This is a genomic window from Nanchangia anserum (assembly GCF_015240065.1).
GTDB lineage: Bacteria > Actinomycetota > Actinomycetes > Actinomycetales > Actinomycetaceae > Nanchangia > Nanchangia anserum.
This window is the reverse complement of sequence record NZ_CP060506.1, coordinates 924,713-943,246: the sequence shown is the minus strand read 5'-3', so window position 1 is coordinate 943,246 and position 18,534 is coordinate 924,713. Positions and strand designations below refer to the sequence as shown.

Genomic DNA, 18,534 nt, shown 5'->3' with positions numbered 1-18,534 from the left:
ATTTACGCTGTCCTTTCACGCATGGGGACGGACTGGATCGGGTATACCTCGAAGTCGCCGCGGGCCTGTGCCTCGATCGCCTGGACCGACGCCTGTAGCTCAGCCATCGTTTGGACGAGCGGAATGGCCGAGGCGACGGCTGCGGCGCGCAAGACGTAGCCGTCGCGACGCGTGCTCGAGGAATCCGTCGTATTGACGACGAGATCGACGGCACGAGACTCGATGAGGTCGACGATGGTCTCGCCCTCGGTTTCCCCCGCCTCACTCGCCTTGGCGACGACGGTGACGGCGATGCCGGCGCGGCGCAGGATCCGCGCGGTTCCCGACGTGGCGACGATGGTGAATCCCAGCTCGACGAGCCGTGACACGGGCAGTGCCAGGCCACGCTTGTCGCGATCCGCGACCGAAACGAAGGCCACTCCCCCGTGTGGCAGCGCGCTGCCGGCTCCCACCTGGGACTTCGAGAAGGCTTCGGGAAGGCTCGCGCCAGTCCCATGACTTCGCCTGTCGAGCGCATTTCCGGGCCGAGCACGGTGTCAACCGCGCGACCGGCGCGGGTGAGGAACCGCGAGAACGGCAGGACCGCCTCCTTGACAGCAACCGTGTCGGGTTCTTCGCCCTCGACGGCGTCGAGTTCGGGCAGCATACCGCGAGCCTTGAGCTCAGCAATGGTCGTCCCCGTCATGATGCGCGCGGCCGCCCGCGCCAGCGTCCATCCCTGGGCCTTGGAGACGAACGGCACCGTGCGTGAGGCGCGGGGATTGGCTTCGATGATGACAAGCCGGTTGCCAGCCAGGGCAAACTGAATGTTGACGAGTCCGCGCACGCCGACCCCGCGCGCGATCGCTTCGGTCGCCTCGCGGATCTCGTGGAGAATCTTCACCGACAGCGACATCGGCGGCAACACGCAGGCGGAGTCGCCCGAGTGGATGCCGCAGGCCTCGATGTGCTCCATGACCCCGCCCATGAACAGCTCGTGGCCGTCGTAGAGGGCGTCGACGTCAATTTCAATGGCATCGTCGAGGAAGCGGTCGATGAGGAGCGGCCCGTTCATCGCGCTGCCCCACTGGTGGCGCTCCACGTAGTCGGCAAGCCCCGCCCGGTTATCGATGATTTCCATCCCGCGTCCACCAAGGACGAAGGATGGACGCACGAGGATCGGGTAACCGACCTGCTCGGCCTTCTCCAGCGCCTCGCTGGGCGAGAGCGCCGTGGCGTGGGCCGGGCTGGCCAATCCGGCGGCGTCCAACACGGCCCCGAACAGCTCGCGGTCTTCCGCGGCGGCGATGGCCGCCGGCGGGGTCCCGAGGATTCTCACCCCGGCGGCCTCCAGGCGCGCGGCCAGGGCGAGCGGGGTTTGCCCACCCAGCTGAACAAGAACGCCCGAGACCTCGCCGGCGCGCGACTCCGCCCGGTAGATCTCCATGACGTGTTCAAACGTCAGCGGCTCGAAATACAGTCGGGTCGAGATGTCGTAGTCGGTCGAGACCGTCTCGGGATTGCAGTTGACCATGATCGTGTCGTAGTCCGCGCGCAGCTCCTGCGTCGCGTGCACGCACGAGTAGTCGAATTCGATCCCCTGCCCGATCCTGTTCGGCCCCGATCCCAGGATGATGATCGCCGGGCGCGAGCGCTCGCGTACTTCGGTCTCGATGTCGTAGGTCGAGTAGTGATACGGCGTGTCGGCGGCGAATTCCCCGGCGCACGTGTCGACGCACTTGTAGACCGGGTGCAGCCCGAAAGCGCGGCGCACCTCGGCCACCGCGTCGGCCGAAATGCCGCGGATCTCGGCAATCTGGTCGTCGAGAAATCCCAGCCGCTTAGCCCGCCGCAGCAGGTCGGCATCCAGCGCCTCGGCGTCGGCGATCTCGGAAGCGAGATCGTTGAGCAGGCAGATCTGATCGAGGAACCACGGATCGATGCGGGTCGCCTCGTAGACCTGCTCGACGCTCGCGCCCCCACGCAGCGCCTGTTGGACGTCGACGAGGCGGTACTCGGTGGGAACCGCGGCGCGCTTGAGTAATTCCGCCACCTCGGCCTCGTCGGGAACCTCACCGCGCCAATGCAGCTGGGCTGCCGGCTTGTCCAGAGAGCCCAGGGCCTTGCACAGGGCCTCGGTGAAGTTACGCCCGATCGCCATGGCTTCGCCGACCGACTTCATCGACGTCGTCAGGCGCGGATCGGCCTGCGGGAACTTCTCGAAGGCGAAGCGCGGCGCCTTGACGACGATGTAGTCGAGGGCGGGTTCAAACGAGGCTGGGGTCGAATGCGTAATGTCGTTGGGAATCTCGTCGAGGGTGTATCCCAGGGCGAGCCGCGCTGCCAGCTTGGCAATCGGAAAGCCCGTCGCCTTCGACGCCAGCGCCGACGAGCGCGAGACGCGCGGGTTCATCTCGATGACGATGACCCGGCCCGAGCTCGGCTCGACGGCGAACTGGATGTTACAGCCGCCGGTGTCGACGCCGACCTCGCGGATGACCGCGATGCCGATATCGCGCAGGCGCTGGAGCTCGCGATCCGTCAGCGTCAGCGCCGGGGCGACGGTGATGGAGTCGCCCGTGTGGACGCCCACCGGGTCGATGTTCTCGATCGAGCACACCACGACGACGTTGTCGGCGCGGTCGCGCATGATCTCGAGCTCGTACTCCTTCCACCCGATGATGGCTTCCTCGAGCAGCACCTCGGACGTGATGGAGTCGTGAATGCCTTCCCCGGCGATGCGGTCGAGGTCGGCGGGCGTGTAGGCGATCCCCGACCCCTGCCCGCCCATGGTGAACGAGGGGCGCACGACGAGCGGGTAACCCAACTCAGCGGCCGCCTCATGACAGTCCTCAAGCGAGTGGGCAATGCGCGAACGCGCCACCTCAGCACCGCATTTTTCGACAATGCGCTTAAACGCCTCGCGGTCCTCCCCCGCGGTGATCGCATCGGCCGAGGCGCCGATGAGTTCGACTCCCCATCGCTCCAGCGCGCCCGATTCCGACAGGGCGATGGCGATGTTGAGGGCGGTCTGCCCGCCCAGCGTCGGCAACAGCGCATCGGGCCGTTCCTTGGCGATGATGCGCTCGACCGTTTGCGGGGTCAGCGGTTCGATGTAGGTGGCGTCGGCGAGGTCGGGATCGGTCATGATCGTCGCCGGATTGGAATTGACCAAGATGACGCGAATGCCCTCGGATTTCAGGACGCGGCACGCCTGAGAACCCGAATAGTCAAATTCGCAGGCCTGACCGATGACGATAGGTCCGGACCCGATAACAAGAACAGATGAAATATCGGTGCGCTTAGGCACGGTGAGTCTCCATCAACGCGAAGAAGCGATCAAAAAGATAGCCCCCGTCATGGGGGCCAGCAGCGGCTTCTGGGTGGAACTGCACGGACAGTGCCGGAACGTCGAGGCAGCGGATGCCCTCAACGACGCCGTCGTTGAGACTGACGTGAGACGCCTCGACGCGGCCGAAATCGGCATCGGCCGGCGCCTGGCAAGCCCCGTCGAGTGGCATGTCGACGGCGAAGCCGTGGTTGTGCGCCGTGATGTCGATGCGGCCGCTCGTGAGGTCCTTCACCGGCTGATTGACGCCGCGATGACCGTAGGCGAGCTTGTACGTGCCAAATCCCAGCGCGCGTCCGAGGATTTGATGTCCCAGGCAGATGCCGAACACGGGGATACGCCGGGTGAGCAGCGCCCGAGCCAGATCGACCTCGTGGGTGGCCGTCTCGGGATCGCCCGGGCCGTTGGAGAGGAACACGCCGTCGGGGCGATAGCTGAGGACGTCATCGAGGCTCGCCGACGCGGGCAACACGTGGACGCGCCCGCCGCGCTCGGCCAGGCAACGCGGGCTGCCCGCCTTCATTCCCAAATCCAGGGCGACGATCGTCGCGCGCGGCTCCATCTCGGTCGGTTCGATCGTGTAGGACTGATCGGTCGAGACCTCGTGGACCAGCGCGGTTCCCACCATCGGCGGCACCTGGGTGACGAGCGAGACGAGGACGTCGGTGACGTAGCCGGGCACGGGCCACTGGTTGGCCCCCTCGGGCAGGGCGTCGCCCGAGAAGATGCCGGCGCGCAGCGAGCCGACCTCGCGCAGGTGTCGCGTGAGGGCGCGCGTGTCGACGTCGCGTATACCGACGATGCCCTGGTCGCGTAGCAGTTCCTCGAGCTCGCCCGACGTCCGCCAGTTCGACGCCCGCGGAGAGGGGTCGCGCACGACGTAGCCCGCGACCCACACCTGACGCGACTCGCTATCCTCGTCGTTAATGCCCGTGTTTCCGATGTGCGGGGCCGTCTGGACGACGATTTGGCGGCGATAGGACGGGTCGGTGAGGGTCTCCTGGTACCCCGTCATGCCCGTCGAGAACACCGCCTCGCCGACCGTGCGCCCGCGCGCACCCCAGGCGCGCCCGGGCAGCACGTAGCCGTCCTCGCAGACGATGAGGGCGCAGTCCTCACTCATGGTCGCCCTGCTGGAGCTCGCCCTCGGCGACGGTGACGCGTCCAGCGTAGATCGTCCACTCAACCGAGCCGGGCAGGCTGCGGCCGACCCACGGCGTGTTCGTCGAGGCCGAGACCTGGTTGTCCAGCGTGATATCGCGCCTCGTCTCGGGGTCGATGAGCGTCAAGTTTGCAACCGAGCCGGCCTCGATGGGCTGACCCTGGCCGGCGACGCGACCGATGCGCGCCGGTGCCGAGGACATGACGCGGGCAACGTCAGCCCAGCACATCTTGCCCGGCGTCACCATCGTCTCGATGACGACGCTCAGCGCCGTCTCGAGGCCCGTCATGCCAAACGCGCCGACCTGCCACTCGCAGTCCTTCGACTCCAGCGGGTGCGGGGCGTGGTCGGTCGCGACGATATCGATCGTGCCGTCAACGAGGCCCTCGCGCACGGCCTCGACGTCCTCGCGTCGGCGCAGCGGCGGGTTGACCTTGAAGCGGGGATCGTAGCTCGTCGCCTGGTCCTCGGTGAAGTACAGGTGATGCGGGGTGACCTCGGCCGTGACATTGATGCCGCGCTTCTTCGCCCACCGCACGAGGTCGACCGAGCCGGCGGTCGAGAGGTGGCACACGTGCAGGCGCGAGCCGACGTGCTGGGCGAGCTGGAGGTCGCGGGCGATGATCGATTCCTCGGCGACCGCCGGCCATCCCGCCAGGCCAAGCCGGCCAGACAGCGGCGATTCGTTCATTTGTGCCCCGTCTGTCAGCCGCGGGTCCTGGGCGTGCTGGGCCACGACCCCATCGAAGGAGCGAACGTATTCGAGGGCGCGGCGCATGAGGACCGGGTCCCACACGCACTTGCCGTCGTCGGAAAACACCCGGACGTGCGCCTGGGACTGAGCCATCGCGCCCATGGCCGACAGGTGCTTGCCCTCAAGGTTTTCCGATACGGCGCCGACGGGACGGACCTCGACCCACCCGGCCTTAGCGCCCAGGTGCGCGACCTGTTCGACGACCGAAGCGTTGTCGGCGACGGGATTCGTGTTCGCCATCGCGTGCACACACGTGTAACCGCCGGCGGCCGCGGCACGGGTGCCCGACTCGACGGTTTCGGCATCCTCTTGCCCCGGTTCACGCAGGTGCGTGTGCAGATCGACGAGACCGGGCAGGGCGATGAGCCCATTGGCGTCGATGACGCGGGCGCCGGCCGGGGCCGTGGCATCGGGGCCAACCGCAGTAATCGTGCCGTTCTCGATGGCGATCGACGTCGGATCCTGTCCGAGGACGCGAGCGTTGGTGATGAACAGGTTAGTCATTGGTGGTTCCCTCCCCAGCGAGCAGCAGATAGAGCGCGGCCATGCGGACGTTGACGCCGTTCGCGACCTGTTCGACGATCACCGAGCGCGGCGAATCGGCGGCCTCGGCGCAGATCTCGAGACCGCGGTTCATCGGCCCCGGGTGCATGATGACGGCCTCGGGCTTGAGCATGGTGAAGCGTCGGTGATCCAGGGCATAAGAGCGGTGATATTCCTCGGGCGAGGGGAAGAATCCCCCTCCCGCCGCGCTCATGCGCTCGCGCTGGACCCGCAGCATCATGACGGCGTCGGGTTCGCACTTGAGGGCTTCGTCGAAGTCGAAGACGACGTCGCAGTCCCACTCGTCGATGCCGACGGGCAGCAGCGTCGGCGGCGCCACAAAGGTCACGTGGGCGCCGAGCATCGTCAACAGGTCGACGTTCGAGCGTGCCACGCGCGAGTGGAGGACGTCACCGACGATGACGACGTGGGCGTCCTTGAGGGTCTTACCGGGCTCAGCCGGTTCGCCGTCGCCGCGGTAGTAGCGGCGCAGCGTCATGGCGTCGAGGAGGGCCTGGGTCGGGTGCTGGTGCGTGCCGTCGCCCGCGTTGAGGACGGGCACGTCGAGCCAGCCGGCGTGGGCGAGGCGGTAGGCCGCGCCCGATGCCGAGTGGCGCACGACGATGCCGTCGGCGCCCATGGCTCCAAGCGTTAGCGCCGTGTCTTTCAGCGACTCCCCCTTCGACAGGGACGAGCCCTTAGCCGAGAAGTTGATGACGTCGGCCGACAACCGCTTGGCCGCGGCCTCGAACGACAGACGCGTGCGGGTGGAGTCTTCGAAGAACAGGTTGACGACGGTCTTGCCACGCAGCGTCGGCAGCTTCTTCACGCGGCGGCGCTGGGTGGCCGCCATGGCCTCGGCCGTGTCCAGCAGCTGGAGCGCTTCCGAGACCGACAGGTCGGCAATATCGATGAGATGACGCACAGTTACTTCCCCTTCCCAATGACAACGGCATCCACACCATCGGTTTCCTTCAGCAGCACGCTGACGGCCTCGCTGCGCGAGGTGGGAAGGTTCTTCCCCACATAGTCCGGGCGGATCGGCAATTGACGGTGACCGCGATCGACGAGCACAGCGAGCTGGACGGCTGCCGGACGTCCGAGATCGGACAGCGCCTCGAGGGCAGCGCGAATCGTTCGTCCCGAATAGAGAACGTCGTCGACGAGGACGACGGTCTTGGAATCGACCCCACACGCGGGAATCGAGGTCGGGTGCGGGGTGCGCGTCGGCTGGCGATCGAGGTCGTCGCGATACATCGTGATATCCAAAACACCCGCGGCCACGTTCGCGCCCTGCTGAGACAGCTTCTCAACGATTCGGGCGCCCACGTGAACACCGCGGGTGGGAATACCGAGAATCACCACATCGTCACCGCCGCCGGTCTTTTCGATGATCTCGTAAGACAGGCGCGTGAGCGATCGGTCGATGTCATCGGCGGCCAGCACTTGTTTGCCGGCAGCCACAAGGTCGTCAGCGGTGATGGACTCAGCCACTGATCGCCTCCTTCCCCGCCTCACTGGACGGACTTAAAGGAATATGTGGGTCTATGAAGTTGTGGTCAGGACACCGCGTCGGTGTCCGCGTCATCGGCCTCGTGCGCCGTGGAGGCCGGCGAGGCGACGTCTTCAGTGTACTTCGATCGCCGAATGGCGTCGAGGATCGCGTTGACGAATCCCGGCGATTTCGCGGTGGAGATCGCGCGCGTGATCGTCAGTGCCTCGTTAATCGCCACCGTGTCGGGCACGTCGTCATTGCACAGGATTTCCCAGGTCGCCACGCGCATGATCGCCAGATCGGTGCGCGCCATCCGGTCGAGCGACCACCGATGCGAGTGCGTGGCAATTGCGTCGTCAATCACATCGATCGCGTCCGCGACGCCGGTGACGATCGTGAAGGCGTAATCGGGAAGCGGAGTCTGTTGGGTGGTGATTTCGCGCCGTTTGTTGGCCAGGCCGCGCAGCGATTCGGGATCGCTCCCGAAACCGCGCACCTCGGCCTCAAACAGCGTGTCGACGGCGCGCGAGCGGGCCCGCGTGCGCGCCGTCAGTCGCTGCCGCTTTGCCATTAGTCCTTGACCCGGCTGATGTAGGCACCCGTGCGGGTGTCGACCTTGATCTTTTCACCCTGGTTGAGGAAGAGCGGAACCTGGATCTCGAAGCCCGTCTCGAGCGTCGCCGGCTTCGTGCCGGCGTTCGAGCGGTCACCCTGCAGACCCGGCTCGGTGTAGGTGATCTCGAGGACGACAGAAGCCGGCAACTCGACAAACAACACGTTGCCCTCGTTGAACCCGATGATGACGTTCTGGTTCTCCAGCATGAAGTGAGCCTGGTCGCCAACGACGGCGCGCGAGACCGTGATCTGCTCGTAGTCCTCAACGTCCATGAAGACGAAGTCTTCGCCGTCGTTGTACAGGTAGGTCATGTCTCGGCGATCCACCGTCGCCGTCTCCACCTTCACACCGGCGTTGAACGTCTTGTCAACGGTCTTGCCCGACAGCACGTTCTTGATCTTCGTGCGCACGAACGCCGGCCCCTTGCCGGGCTTGACGTGCTGGAACTCGACGACCTGCCACAGCTGGTTGTCCAGCTTGAGAATCATGCCGTTCTTCAAGTCGTTCGTTGTCGCCACGGGCGTCTCCTTGCGTCGGGGTAGGTCTCAGTAGTCCACCCGAGAGTCTAGTCCCGGGCACAGCGTGGCGAAAATCCGCGGCTCGCGAGCGCCTCGAGGACCGGCGCAATATCGGGACCCGCCGGATTCGACGTCGAGACGAGGAGAGGATCAAAACTCGCCCACACTGCATGGCGTTGCTCGCTCCATTCGCGGATCCATCGCCGCGGCGCGCCCATGCCAACGGGGCGCGGAGCATTGAGGCCCAGGCGGGCGACGAGAGCGGCGGGATCCGCCTGGGTGACGACAACCGGGACGCCGGTGGCGCGCAGCGCCGAGATGGCGGCAACATTCTCCTCGCGGTCGGTGGCCCCTCCCCCGACGACGACAATTCCCCGGCGCGCCAGCGCGTCGCGCAGCGCCTCGTCCTCGGCCCGGTCGAAAGCCTCCTGTCCGTGGGCAAACAGGTAGTCGTGCGCCGGCATTCCCGTGGCCTGAGAGACGAGGTCGTCAGTGTCGGTGACGGCCAAGCCGCTGGCGCGCGCGACCTCTTCAGCGAGTGTCGTCTTTCCCGACCCTGGCAACCCGAGAATGATGAGGTCGGGACTCACGCGCGCACTCCCACACGCCTGGCGGCCTCGATCAACAGGTCGAGATCGTCAATGGCGACGACGTCAGGGCGCTGCCACTCACGCAGCAACACGAAGCGTAGCCGATCCGAGCGGACCTTCTTATCGGAGAACATCGCCCCGATGAGGGTGTCGGCATCGGAACCGCGATAGCTCGTCGGCAACCCCACGGCCTCGAGCACACCGATCGTCTCCTCGACGAGGTTATCCGGGCCGATGCCCGCCAGGCGAGCGACGTGTGCGGCATACACCATGCCCTGGGCGACAGCGTCACCGTGGCGGACGCGGTAATCCTCGGCCCATTCAATCGCGTGAGCGAACGTGTGCCCGAGATTGAGGTGCTCGCGCCGTCCCGCCTCCTTCAGGTCGTCGGTCACGACGTCAGCCTTGACGCGAATAGCACGTTCGACGAGGTCGGCGAGTTCCGCCGTCGTCGGATCGAGGCAGGCTTCGGGCGCTGCCTTAACGGTGCGCACGATCGCCGGATCCGCGAGGAAGCCACACTTGATGACCTCGGCGAGTCCAGAGCGGTGCTCGTCCAGCGGCAGCGTGCGCAGATAGTCGAGGTCAGCGATGACGGCGCGCGGCGGATAGAACGCCCCCACGAGGTTTTTCCCCTGGGGCGTGTTGATGCCGGTCTTTCCCCCGACCGCGGCATCCACCATTCCGAGTGTCGTCGTCGGCACCTGGACGACGTCGATACCACGCATCCACGTCGCCGCGACGAATCCCCCCATGTCGGTGCTCGCCCCGCCGCCCAGAGCCACGACGGCGTCACGCCGGGTCACGTGGTGGCGCCCGAGGGCATCCCAGCATGAGGCAACGACGGCAATGTCTTTTGCGCCCTCACCCTCGGGATGCGTGTGCGAGATGACGCTGAGACGGGCATCGCTCAGACTCGCCCGCAAGCTTTCCGCCTCCTCACGCAGCGCCTCGGGGTGAATGAGGAGGACCCGACGGGTCTCGGGACGCAGCGACGAGACGACCTCGCTGGCGAGCCCGTGCCCGACACTCACGCGGTAAGGCGCCTCTCCGCCGACTCGAATCCTCACCGTCGCGCCCATCCCCGAGGCCGCGATGCGGCGCCCCTCGGCGGAGCGAGACAGGTCGTCGAGCTTGTCGACGCAGCGGGCGGCAATCTCGGCCGGAGTCAGCGAATCCGTGCGCACCGACAGCGTCGAGACCTCCGTGTAGTAGCGCTCGCGGCGCGCAAAGAGCTCGAGAAGAACCTGCTCGACACTCGCGTCCTCGCGCTCGAGCAGCGGGCGCGCGCCCTTCTCGCCGGCGACACGTTTTGCGGCCTGCTCGGGACTGACCTGTAGGTAGATGACGACGCGTCCGCGCAGCAGGTCGCGGTTGCGTCGCCTCTCCAGCGCGCCGCCACCGAGCGCGATGACGCCGCGCGTGACGGCGAGGGCGTGGTGCAGCGTCTCGGTCTCGATGTCGCGGAAGCCCTCTTCGCCGCGGGTGCGGAAGATCTCGGGGATCGTCATCCGGGTCCGGCGCTTGATCTCGGAATCGAGATCGCAGCCGGCTCCCCCGACCAGGCGCGACAGCTCGCGCGCCACCGTCGTCTTCCCGGCACCGGGCAGGCCGACGAGAACGAGCGGGAAGAATTCCTCAGGGAGACTGTGGGTTGGGGCACTCATGAGCGTTCTCCTAAGCGAGCACGGTAGGCCTCGAGATTGTCACTGACCTGAGCCAACGAATAGCCGCCGACGTGGTCAAGCAGCGCGGCTGCGAGCGTGAGGGCGACCTGGTACTCCGCGACGACCGCGCCGGGAACGACCGCGCACGCATCGGAGCGCTGGTGAAGCGCGCGCGCGCCGCCTCGCCGGTGTCGAGGTCTACCGTCGCCAGCGCGTGCGGCACCGTGGAAATAGGTTTGAAGGCGCAACGCACGCGCACGGGGCCGCCGCTGCTCATGCCCCCCTCGATGCCGCCGGCGTGATTGGACGTGCGCTCGAGGCCGTCGGGGCCCGGGACAATCTCATCATGGGCGCGTGAGCCAGGCGTGCGCGACTGGGCAAATCCGTCGCCGATTTCGACGGCCTTGACCGAGGGAATCGACATGAGCGCACCGGCCAGGCGGGTGTCGAGGCGACGGTCATATTGCGTGTGCGTCCCCAGTCCGATGGGGACGCCGTAGGCGACGACCTCGGCGACGCCGCCGATCGTGTCGCCGCTCGAGCGGGCGTCATCGATTGCGGCGATCATCTGGCGCTGCGTCTCCTCGTCGAGGCAGCGCACGGGGCTGGCGTCGAGGGCCTCGGCGTCAGCGGGGCGTGGACACGGCGCGGCCGACGTGACGGAGCCGATCGCGACGACGTGGGAAACAATCTCGATACCCGCGGCCTGGGTGAGGAAGGCCCGAGCGCACGCGCCGAGTCCCACGCGCATGGCCGTCTCCCGCGCCGAGGCGCGCTCGAGGACGTTGCGGGCGTCGGTGTGGTCGTAGGCGAGCATGCCGGCGAGATCCGCGTGCCCGGGGCGGGGCTTCGTCAGCCTCTTGTTCCGGGCGATCTCGCGCTCATCGCCCGTGCCAGCATCGATGAGCAGGTCCTCGGGGGCGACCGGGTCGGCGCTCATGACGACCTCCCACTTCGGCCATTCCGAGTTCGCGATGGTCATCCCGATCGGGGCACCCGTCGTCACGCCGTGGCGTACCCCGCCGCTCAGGGTGACCTCGTCGCGCTCGAACTTCTGGCGAGCACCACGACCATGGCCGAGGCGACGCCGGGCCAGTGCCGCGCGCACCATGTCGGTGGTCAAGGTGACGCCGGAGGGCATCCCATCCAAAATGCCGAGGAGGGCGGGGCCATGAGATTCACCAGCTGTGAGCCAACGCATGTTAGTCAGTGTCCCACGTTCACCGGCTCGTCGCTGCCGTCGCTCCCATTCGGACAGCTCACGACGCCGCGATGGCCGCGACGAGGCCGGGGATGATCCACGGTCCCATGGGCAGCGCCGACGACATCGTCGCGCGCTTGAGGCCGACGAGGATGAGCGCGGCGAGGCCGGCACCGACGAAGGTCACGATCGTCATGATGCCCAGACCTGTTAGCGAGGCCGCCGCCGCCATGCCGAAGGCCGAGGGGGCGAGCTTGACGTCGCCCATCCCAAAGCCCCCACGCACGAAGTTGGAGAGCAAAAACAGCAGGCCGAACAGCGCGCCCGCGCACACCATGCGCACGAGCCGCGTGGCGTCACCGTCGAGCGCGCTTGCGACGATAACGGCCGCGACGGTGGCCACGGCGAACGCGAGGTTAATGGCGTTGGGAAGACGGTGCACAGCGAGATCGATGAGCCAGTGTTGGGCCGAAAATGAGCACCGGAAGCGTGAGAACGACGTTCGCGCTCCCCCACGTGCCGGCGAGACAGACCGCGCCAATGGCGAGAGTAAGCACGGCGATCGCCGCGCGTCCGTCCCACCAGGTCGGCTCATGGGAGAACCGTTTACCGTAGATGCGCTGGGCGCGATACCCCGGACCCAGCGCATAGGCGAGCGCGCAGCCACCGACGATGATGCCCGCAAGCACCTGCATCCCCATCATGGCGTGATCCCCGCCTCCTCGAGCGCGCCATAAAGGATCTCGGGTGAGACCTGACGCGAGCTGAACAGCTGAACCTGCATGAGCGCCTGGTGAATCAGCATGTGGAGACCGGACAGCGCTGTCGCCCCGGCCTCGGCACACGCGCGTTCCCATGGAGTCGGGCGCGGTGCGTACGACACGTCGAGGACGACCGTGTCGGGACGGAGTTTCACCTGCGAGGCGATCGGCGCGGCCGCCTCGCCCGGCAGCGTGGAGATAACGAGATCGGCCTGCGCGAGCGCACGCTGCGCCGTGTCCGCGTGAGCGAGGGGAAAGAGGGTGGGGTGAACCCCCAGGCGGTGTGCGGCGGCAGCCGCGCGCTTGGGTCCGGAAAACGCCCGCGCGACGAGGCTGAGGTCGCGACATCCCAGCTGAATCGCCGCGGCCATCGCCGACGCCGCGGTTGCGCCGGCACCGAGAATGCATACGCGCGGCCACGTCCGCTCCCCCACTTGAGCGCGCACGGCCTCGACGATCCCGTAGACGTCCGTGTTGAAGCCCGCGAGCATTCCCGCGCTCGACACGACGGTGTTGATAGCCCCCGTGGCCTGCGCCAAGCCGTCAACGTGATCGAGGTGAGCCGCGAGGTCCTGCTTGTGCGGCATCGTCACGCTCAACCCCACGCAGTCCCCGTCGAGGTCGGCGAGCACGCGAGCGATCTCGCCCGCGCGCACACGCATCCGCCGGTAGTCCCAGTCGAGGCCGAGGTGCGCATACGCGGCGCGGTGAAGCAGCGGTGAGAGCGAGTGGTCGACGGGATCACCGACGACGGCGGCATAGGTCATCAGCACACGTCCGGGTGAGAGCTGCAATAGCGCTTGAGCTCTTCGGTGTTCTTCGTCTGCTCGTCCAGGGTCGAGGCAAACTTCGTCTCACCGGTCTCGAGATTCACCGTCACGTAGTACATCCAGTTGCCCGCACTCGGCTTCATGACGGCGGCGATCGCCTTTTCGCCGACGGCGCCGATCGGGCTGGGGGAGTCCCTTGTGTAGGTACGTGTTGTACGGGGTGTCCTTCGCGAGATCGTCGCGCGAGGGGATGCCGCCGGTCTTGCCCAAGCCATAGAGCACCGTCGAGTCCATCTGCAACAGCCCGTGCGTCTCGGGGTTGTCGCTCAACCGGTTCTCGACGACGCGGGCAACCATGGGGTAGTACTCGTCCTTGTTGACCTCGCGCTCGATAATCGAGCCCTTCGTCAGCACAGCCTGGCGATCGGCGGGGCTGACGCCGGCAGCATCGAGCCGCTTGATCGTCAAATTAACCATGGTCTTGAGCAACGACTCGGCCGATTCGTTCGGGCCGATCGTGTAGGTATCGGGGGCGAGCCACCCTTCGATGTTGCCGTTGGCCTCGGCGGGAATGCCCAGCGCCTGGGTGTTTGCCATCGCCTTGTCGACCTCGTCGGCACTGAATTGCCCGATACTCACGAGCCGGTCCTTGACCTGGGCCTTCGTGAAGCCTTCGGGGATGGTGATCGTCAGGTCGGCTTTCGAGGCCGGATTGAGCAGCATGGCGAGGGCTTCGGAGGCGGACATGTGCTTGCGCAGTGTGTAGGAGCCCGCCTGGATTCCCTTGGCCAGCGACGACGACGAATAGGCGTTTTCGAAGGCTTGCGGCGACGCGACGACGTCCGCGTCGGCGAGGATCTGCGCGATATCGCGACCCGTCGCGCCCTCGGGAATGGTGACCGAGACCTCGCCGCTGCCTCGGCCCTCGTAATCGTCGGCACCGGAGACGAGTGAGCGCAGCCCACCGAGATACCCGATCGACGCGATCGCGGCAACGACGACAGCCACCGCAACGGCGATGAGGATCATCGTTCGACGCCGTCGCTGCCGCTTGCGATCAATACCGCGCCTCGGCGTCGGCTGTCCCTCGGGACGCGCCTCACCGTGCGGGCGTTCAGACTCGACATGCTCGTGCGCCACGGCGGGCACGGCCTGCGGGATACCGACCTGCGTGTCCTCGTCCGATGACGTCACGGGAGTTTCGGAGGTCACCGGATCAGCTGCCTCATACGCGCCATCAGCGCGGTGGGCCTGCGAGGGCGCATCGACCTCAGCGTCGCTGCGCCTGCGCGATCGACGCGGCGGGTAGCGCTTCGCTGAGGCGTTGTGCGGATCGACGTCGCTCACCTGGCTTCCTCCTGTGATGTGTCGGACCACTCGGACAGCGCGGTGCCGGGGAGGCTTCCCGTGCGGCGCACGGTATCCAACGTGTGTTCCACCATAATAACTGCAGCTTGCTGGTCGACGACGGCGCGATGGTGTCGAGATGACAGCCCCGCACTGCGCAAATCGCGATGTGCCGACACCGACGTCATCCGCTCGTCGACCATCGTGATGTCGGCGTGGGTCACCGCGGCGAGTTCGCGGGCGAAGTCGAGTGCCATCGTCGCGGCCTCGCCCAGCTGTCCGGATAGCCGGCGCGGCATGCCGATGACAACGTGAGCAGCCCGGGCTGCCTCAATCAGTTCGGCGACCTCGTCGACGTGGCTGCCCCACTGATCAACGCGCACGGTCGCGACCGGCACTGCCATGATGCCGTCGGGGTCACATCGGGCCACACCGATGCGGGCCTTGCCCACATCGATCCCGACGATGACCCCGACCACCACGTTAGGCCCGCCCGCCGCGCGTCAGCTGGTCGCGGATAGCGGCGAGGGCGTCCTCCACGCGCGAGGCATCCTTGCCGCCCCCCTGTGCAACGTCGTCCTTACCGCCGCCGCCTCCACCCATGGCGGAGGCCGCAACGCGCACAAGGTCGCCGGCGCGCACGCCGGCATCGCGCGCGGCGGGCGTCGTCGCGACGACGACGACGGGGCGGCCCTTGGCGATGCCGATGATGACGGCAACGCCGGCAGCCGAACCGAAGCGCTCACGCACGCCCAGCGCAAAACTGCGCACGGCGTCGGCACCGGAGACCTCGCCGAGACTGTGAACGACAGCGCGGATGCTGCCGTAGGACACAGCCGCATCGACAGCCGCGGGGATCTGTGCGCTCAGCTGAGCCTCGGCGAGCTTGGCCATCTGCTTCTGCGTGACCTTGAGCTTGTCCATGAGCGCCTCGACGCGCGCCACCAGCTGATCGGGCGCCACGCCGACGAGGCCAGACAGCTGCGAGACGAGGGCATGTTCGCGGGCCTGATAGTCGTAGGCACCGTCGCCGACGAGCGCCTCGATGCGACGCAGGCCCGAGCCGATGGACGACTCGCCGAGCACCGTGATGCGCCCGATGTGGCCGGTCGTCGGCACGTGGGTGCCCGCGCACAGCTCGCGCGACCAGCCATCGCCGATGTCGACGACCCGCACGACGTCGCCATATTTCTCGCCGAACAGCGCCATGGCGCCCGAGGCCCGGGCCTCGTCGATCGGCATCTGGCGATCGGTGACGAGGAGATCGCCGGTGAGGCGCTCGTTCACGCGCGCCTCGATGGCCTCCATCGTGTCGGTGGGAATCTGCTGGCCGTGACGGAAGTCGAAGCGCATCCGCGACGGCGAATTCTCGGAACCGGCTTGGGTCGCCTGCTCCCCCAGGTGCTCGTGCAGCGCCTTGTGCACCATGTGCGTCGCCGTGTGTGCGCGGGCGATCGCCGTGCGCCGGGCGGTATCGATCGCGGCCACGACGGTGTCGTCGATCGCCAGTTCGCCCTCGCCGAGTGTGCCACGATGCACCGTCAGGCCCTTGATCGGCGCCTGCACATCGGTGACGTTCACCGTTGCACCGGCGGACGTGAGGGTTCCGTGATCGGGCTGCTGACCGCCCATCTCCGCGTAGAACGGGGTCTGGTCGAGAATGACCTCGACCTCAGCCGGACCGGTGACGGCAGCGACGGGCTGGCCGTCAACGAGAATGCCGACGACCCGCGCGGTGCATTCGGCATCGGTGTAGCCGAGGAACGTCACGGCACCGCCGACCTTGTCGGCGAGATCGTGGTAGACGTGCGTGTCGACGTGACCGCGCTTCTTCTCCAGCGCATCGGTGCGCGCTCGGGTGCGCTGTTCCTCCATGAGGGAGCGGAATGCCGCCTCGTCGACCTCGACGCCGCTCTCGTGAGCCATCTCGATAGTGAGGTCGATGGGGAACCCGTACGTGTCGTGCAGTGTGAATGCGTCCTCGCCGCTGACGACGCCGCGTTGGTCGTCGCCGCGCTCCTTCGCCCGCGACACCGCCTGGTCGAGGATCGTCGTGCCCGCGCTCAACGTGCGGCGGAAGGACTCCTCCTCGGCATAGGCGACCTGCTGGATGACGTCCCAGTTCTCGACAAGGTCGGGATAGGACGGCGCCATCGCCGCCTGCGAGACCGGCAGCAGCGTCGGCAGGACGGGATCGGTAACGCCGAGCAGCCGCATGGAGCGCACGGCGCGGCGCACGAGACGGCGCAGCACGTAGCCGCGCCCGTCGTTGCCCGGGCGCACGCCATCGTTGATGAGCATGAGTGCCGAACGCACGTGATCGGCGACGATACGCATGCGCACGTCGTCGGGGTTCGCCGTCGTCGTTCCGAGCGTGTAGGTCTTGCCCGACATCTCTTGAGCGGCCGCGATGACGGGGAAGACCTCGTCGATCTCGTACATGTTGTCTTTGCCTTGCAGGACGAAGGCGAGGCGTTCCAGCCCCAGGCCCGTATCGATGCATTTCGCATCGAGGTCGCCGATCAGCTCGTAATCGTTGCCGGTGCCGGGACCGCGCAGGAACTCGTCGAAGACGAGGTTCCAAATCTCGAGGTAGCGATCCCCCTTCGTGTCCGCTTCCGGTCCGCCTTCAGGACCGTACTCGGGACCGCGATCGAGGTGGATCTCGGCACAGGGACCGGCCGGACCGGGCTGCCCCGTGTGCCAGAAGATCTCCTCGCGCGGCAGCTCCTGCAAATGGGCGGGATCCAGGCCGATGTCGTTGAGCCAGATCCGGCGAGCCTCGTCGTCGTGCTCCCAGATGGTCACCCACAGCTTGTCGCCGTCAAGACCGTACTTGCCGTCGTCGAGCGAGCCGGTGAGGAGGTCCCACGCGTAGCGCGAGGCGCCCTCTTTGAAATAGTCGCCGAACGAAAAGTTGCCGCACATCTGGAAAAACGTCCCGTGCCGCGTCGTCTTGCCGACTTCGTCGATGTCGTTTGTCCGAATGCACTTCTGCACGCTCGCGGCGCGCGGCCACGGTGCCTTCTCCGTGCCGACGATGTAGGGGATGAACGGAACCATCCCGGCAATCGTGAAGAGAATCGAGGGATCCGACGACACGAGCGGGACGGAGTCACACAGCTGGTGATCGTTCTTACCGAAAAAGTCGAGCCAACGGCGACGAATTTCCGCAGTACGCATAGAGGAATACCTTCAGCAGATGTCAAAAACGTGGGAGGTCACCGCGCCAGGGGCAGCGATTCGCTCATGAGGACGGCGCGCAGCTGCTGCTGCTCGCGCTCGCTATAGGCCCGCGTAAAACGGGTTGCCGCGCTCGTCATGGCCGAGCGCACCGGAGGAATGGACCACGCGATTGCCCCGAGAGCGACGAGAGTCACCCCGGCACCGACGACGCGCTTCATCGCTGCTCACCCGAGCGATCGTCGGGACGCAGCAGGCTGCGCGTGGCGTGTGTGAACGCGGCAAGCTTAATGAGGGGGCCGCCCAACGTCGCCGAGACGAGAGCCGACAGCGCGGAGATGTCCTGGCTGACCTGAGCAGCCGACGTCGTCACCGCGTCCACCCGACTGAGCTGGGCATTGGCGTCGCGAACCACCTGATTGGCTTCAACAATCGTCCCGTTCGCGTTCGTCGCGACCTCGCGGATCGAGGCGCTCAGCTGGTCGAAAACCTTCCCCAGCTTGAGCAGGGGCACCGCCGTGATGGCGACGAGGACAACGAAGGCAAGAGCGGCGATAAGTGCCGCGATGCTACCTACGCTCATGGTCCAATCCTTTCGT

Annotated in this window: 15 protein-coding genes and 3 pseudogenes; all 18 read right to left on the bottom strand. The window is 66.9% G+C overall.

Annotated features, from left to right (window positions below):
* Positions 1-2: 2 nt before the first annotated feature.
* The 18 genes and pseudogenes from carB to H8R18_RS04255 all read right to left on the bottom strand — a co-directional run bounded on the left by carB (position 3) and on the right by H8R18_RS04255 (position 18,518).
* Positions 3-3,289: pseudogene (gene carB / locus H8R18_RS04340) on the bottom strand (carbamoyl-phosphate synthase large subunit).
* Positions 3,282-4,451: a glutamine-hydrolyzing carbamoyl-phosphate synthase small subunit gene (gene carA / locus H8R18_RS04335; protein WP_191070885.1), complete on the bottom strand. Its 1,170-nt coding sequence runs from the start codon at positions 4,449-4,451 to the stop codon at positions 3,282-3,284. Before carA ends, carB begins: the two are co-directional and overlap by 8 nt.
* Entirely contained in the window at positions 4,444-5,748 is a 1,305-nt protein-coding gene (locus tag H8R18_RS04330) for a dihydroorotase (RefSeq protein ID WP_191070884.1), read from the bottom strand. The genes carA and H8R18_RS04330 overlap by 8 nt, the downstream gene beginning before the upstream one ends.
* Positions 5,741-6,712, bottom strand: coding sequence for an aspartate carbamoyltransferase catalytic subunit (locus H8R18_RS04325; RefSeq protein WP_191070883.1), 972 nt, complete (start codon positions 6,710-6,712; stop codon positions 5,741-5,743). Before H8R18_RS04325 ends, H8R18_RS04330 begins: the two co-directional genes overlap by 8 nt.
* Positions 6,713-6,714: 2 nt before the next feature.
* Complete coding sequence (pyrR, locus tag H8R18_RS04320; protein ID WP_227712887.1) at positions 6,715-7,281, bottom strand: bifunctional pyr operon transcriptional regulator/uracil phosphoribosyltransferase PyrR; 567 nt, start codon at positions 7,279-7,281, stop codon at positions 6,715-6,717.
* A 65-nt stretch (positions 7,282-7,346) separates the two neighbouring features.
* Positions 7,347-7,853 (bottom strand): transcription antitermination factor NusB, encoded by a 507-nt coding sequence (gene nusB / locus H8R18_RS04315; RefSeq protein WP_191070882.1) that lies wholly within the window; start codon positions 7,851-7,853, stop codon positions 7,347-7,349.
* Complete coding sequence (gene efp, locus H8R18_RS04310; RefSeq protein ID WP_191070881.1) at positions 7,853-8,416, bottom strand: elongation factor P; 564 nt, start codon at positions 8,414-8,416, stop codon at positions 7,853-7,855. The genes nusB and efp overlap by 1 nt, the downstream gene beginning before the upstream one ends.
* A gap of 47 nt (positions 8,417-8,463) precedes the next feature.
* Complete coding sequence (locus H8R18_RS04305; protein ID WP_191070880.1) at positions 8,464-9,006, bottom strand: shikimate kinase; 543 nt, start codon at positions 9,004-9,006, stop codon at positions 8,464-8,466.
* Positions 9,003-10,673: a 3-dehydroquinate synthase gene (gene aroB / locus H8R18_RS04300; protein WP_194189400.1), complete on the bottom strand. Its 1,671-nt coding sequence runs from the start codon at positions 10,671-10,673 to the stop codon at positions 9,003-9,005. The genes H8R18_RS04305 and aroB overlap by 4 nt, the downstream gene beginning before the upstream one ends.
* Positions 10,670-11,874 (bottom strand): annotated as a pseudogene (gene aroC / locus H8R18_RS04295) (chorismate synthase). The gene aroB and the pseudogene aroC overlap by 4 nt, the downstream one beginning before the upstream one ends.
* A 58-nt stretch (positions 11,875-11,932) precedes the next feature.
* Entirely contained in the window at positions 11,933-12,316 is a 384-nt protein-coding gene (locus H8R18_RS04290) for an A24 family peptidase (RefSeq protein ID WP_194189399.1), read from the bottom strand.
* A complete protein-coding gene (locus H8R18_RS04285; protein ID WP_194189398.1) occupies positions 12,291-12,578 on the bottom strand; it encodes a hypothetical protein in 288 nt (95 codons plus the stop codon). Before H8R18_RS04285 ends, H8R18_RS04290 begins: the two co-directional genes overlap by 26 nt.
* Entirely contained in the window at positions 12,575-13,402 is an 828-nt protein-coding gene (locus tag H8R18_RS04280; protein WP_191070876.1) for a shikimate dehydrogenase family protein, read from the bottom strand. Before H8R18_RS04280 ends, H8R18_RS04285 begins: the two co-directional genes overlap by 4 nt.
* Positions 13,402-14,434 (bottom strand): annotated as a pseudogene (gene mltG, locus H8R18_RS04275) (endolytic transglycosylase MltG). The gene H8R18_RS04280 and the pseudogene mltG overlap by 1 nt, the downstream one beginning before the upstream one ends.
* A 314-nt stretch (positions 14,435-14,748) precedes the next feature.
* A complete protein-coding gene (ruvX, locus tag H8R18_RS04270; protein WP_227712886.1) occupies positions 14,749-15,231 on the bottom strand; it encodes a Holliday junction resolvase RuvX in 483 nt (160 codons plus the stop codon).
* Between the two features lie 4 nt (positions 15,232-15,235).
* On the bottom strand, positions 15,236-17,935 hold the full coding sequence (gene alaS / locus H8R18_RS04265; protein ID WP_191070874.1) for an alanine--tRNA ligase: 2,700 nt from the start codon (positions 17,933-17,935) through the stop codon (positions 15,236-15,238).
* 38 nt (positions 17,936-17,973) lie between these two features.
* Positions 17,974-18,156: a hypothetical protein gene (locus tag H8R18_RS04260; RefSeq protein ID WP_194189397.1), complete on the bottom strand. Its 183-nt coding sequence runs from the start codon at positions 18,154-18,156 to the stop codon at positions 17,974-17,976.
* Positions 18,153-18,518, bottom strand: coding sequence for a DUF948 domain-containing protein (locus H8R18_RS04255; RefSeq protein ID WP_191070872.1), 366 nt, complete (start codon positions 18,516-18,518; stop codon positions 18,153-18,155). The genes H8R18_RS04260 and H8R18_RS04255 overlap by 4 nt, the downstream gene beginning before the upstream one ends.
* Positions 18,519-18,534 lie beyond the last annotated feature (16 nt).

Excerpts from the sequence above, each read along its gene's own strand:
- nusB (WP_191070882.1), bottom strand. The coding sequence starts at position 7,853 with ATGGCAAAGCGGCAGCGACTGACGGCGCGCACGCGGGCCCGCTCGCGC.
- carA (WP_191070885.1), bottom strand. The coding sequence starts at position 4,451 with ATGAGTGAGGACTGCGCCCTCATCGTCTGCGAGGACGGCTACGTGCTG.
- H8R18_RS04255 (WP_191070872.1), bottom strand. The coding sequence starts at position 18,518 with ATGAGCGTAGGTAGCATCGCGGCACTTATCGCCGCTCTTGCCTTCGTT.
- aroB (WP_194189400.1), bottom strand. The coding sequence starts at position 10,673 with ATGAGTGCCCCAACCCACAGTCTCCCTGAGGAATTCTTCCCGCTCGTT.
- H8R18_RS04280 (WP_191070876.1), bottom strand. The coding sequence starts at position 13,402 with ATGACCTATGCCGCCGTCGTCGGTGATCCCGTCGACCACTCGCTCTCA.
- H8R18_RS04260 (WP_194189397.1), bottom strand. The coding sequence starts at position 18,156 with ATGAAGCGCGTCGTCGGTGCCGGGGTGACTCTCGTCGCTCTCGGGGCA.
- alaS (WP_191070874.1), bottom strand. The coding sequence starts at position 17,935 with ATGCGTACTGCGGAAATTCGTCGCCGTTGGCTCGACTTTTTCGGTAAG.
- H8R18_RS04285 (WP_194189398.1), bottom strand. The coding sequence starts at position 12,578 with ATGATGGGGATGCAGGTGCTTGCGGGCATCATCGTCGGTGGCTGCGCG.
- H8R18_RS04330 (WP_191070884.1), bottom strand. The coding sequence starts at position 5,748 with ATGACTAACCTGTTCATCACCAACGCTCGCGTCCTCGGACAGGATCCG.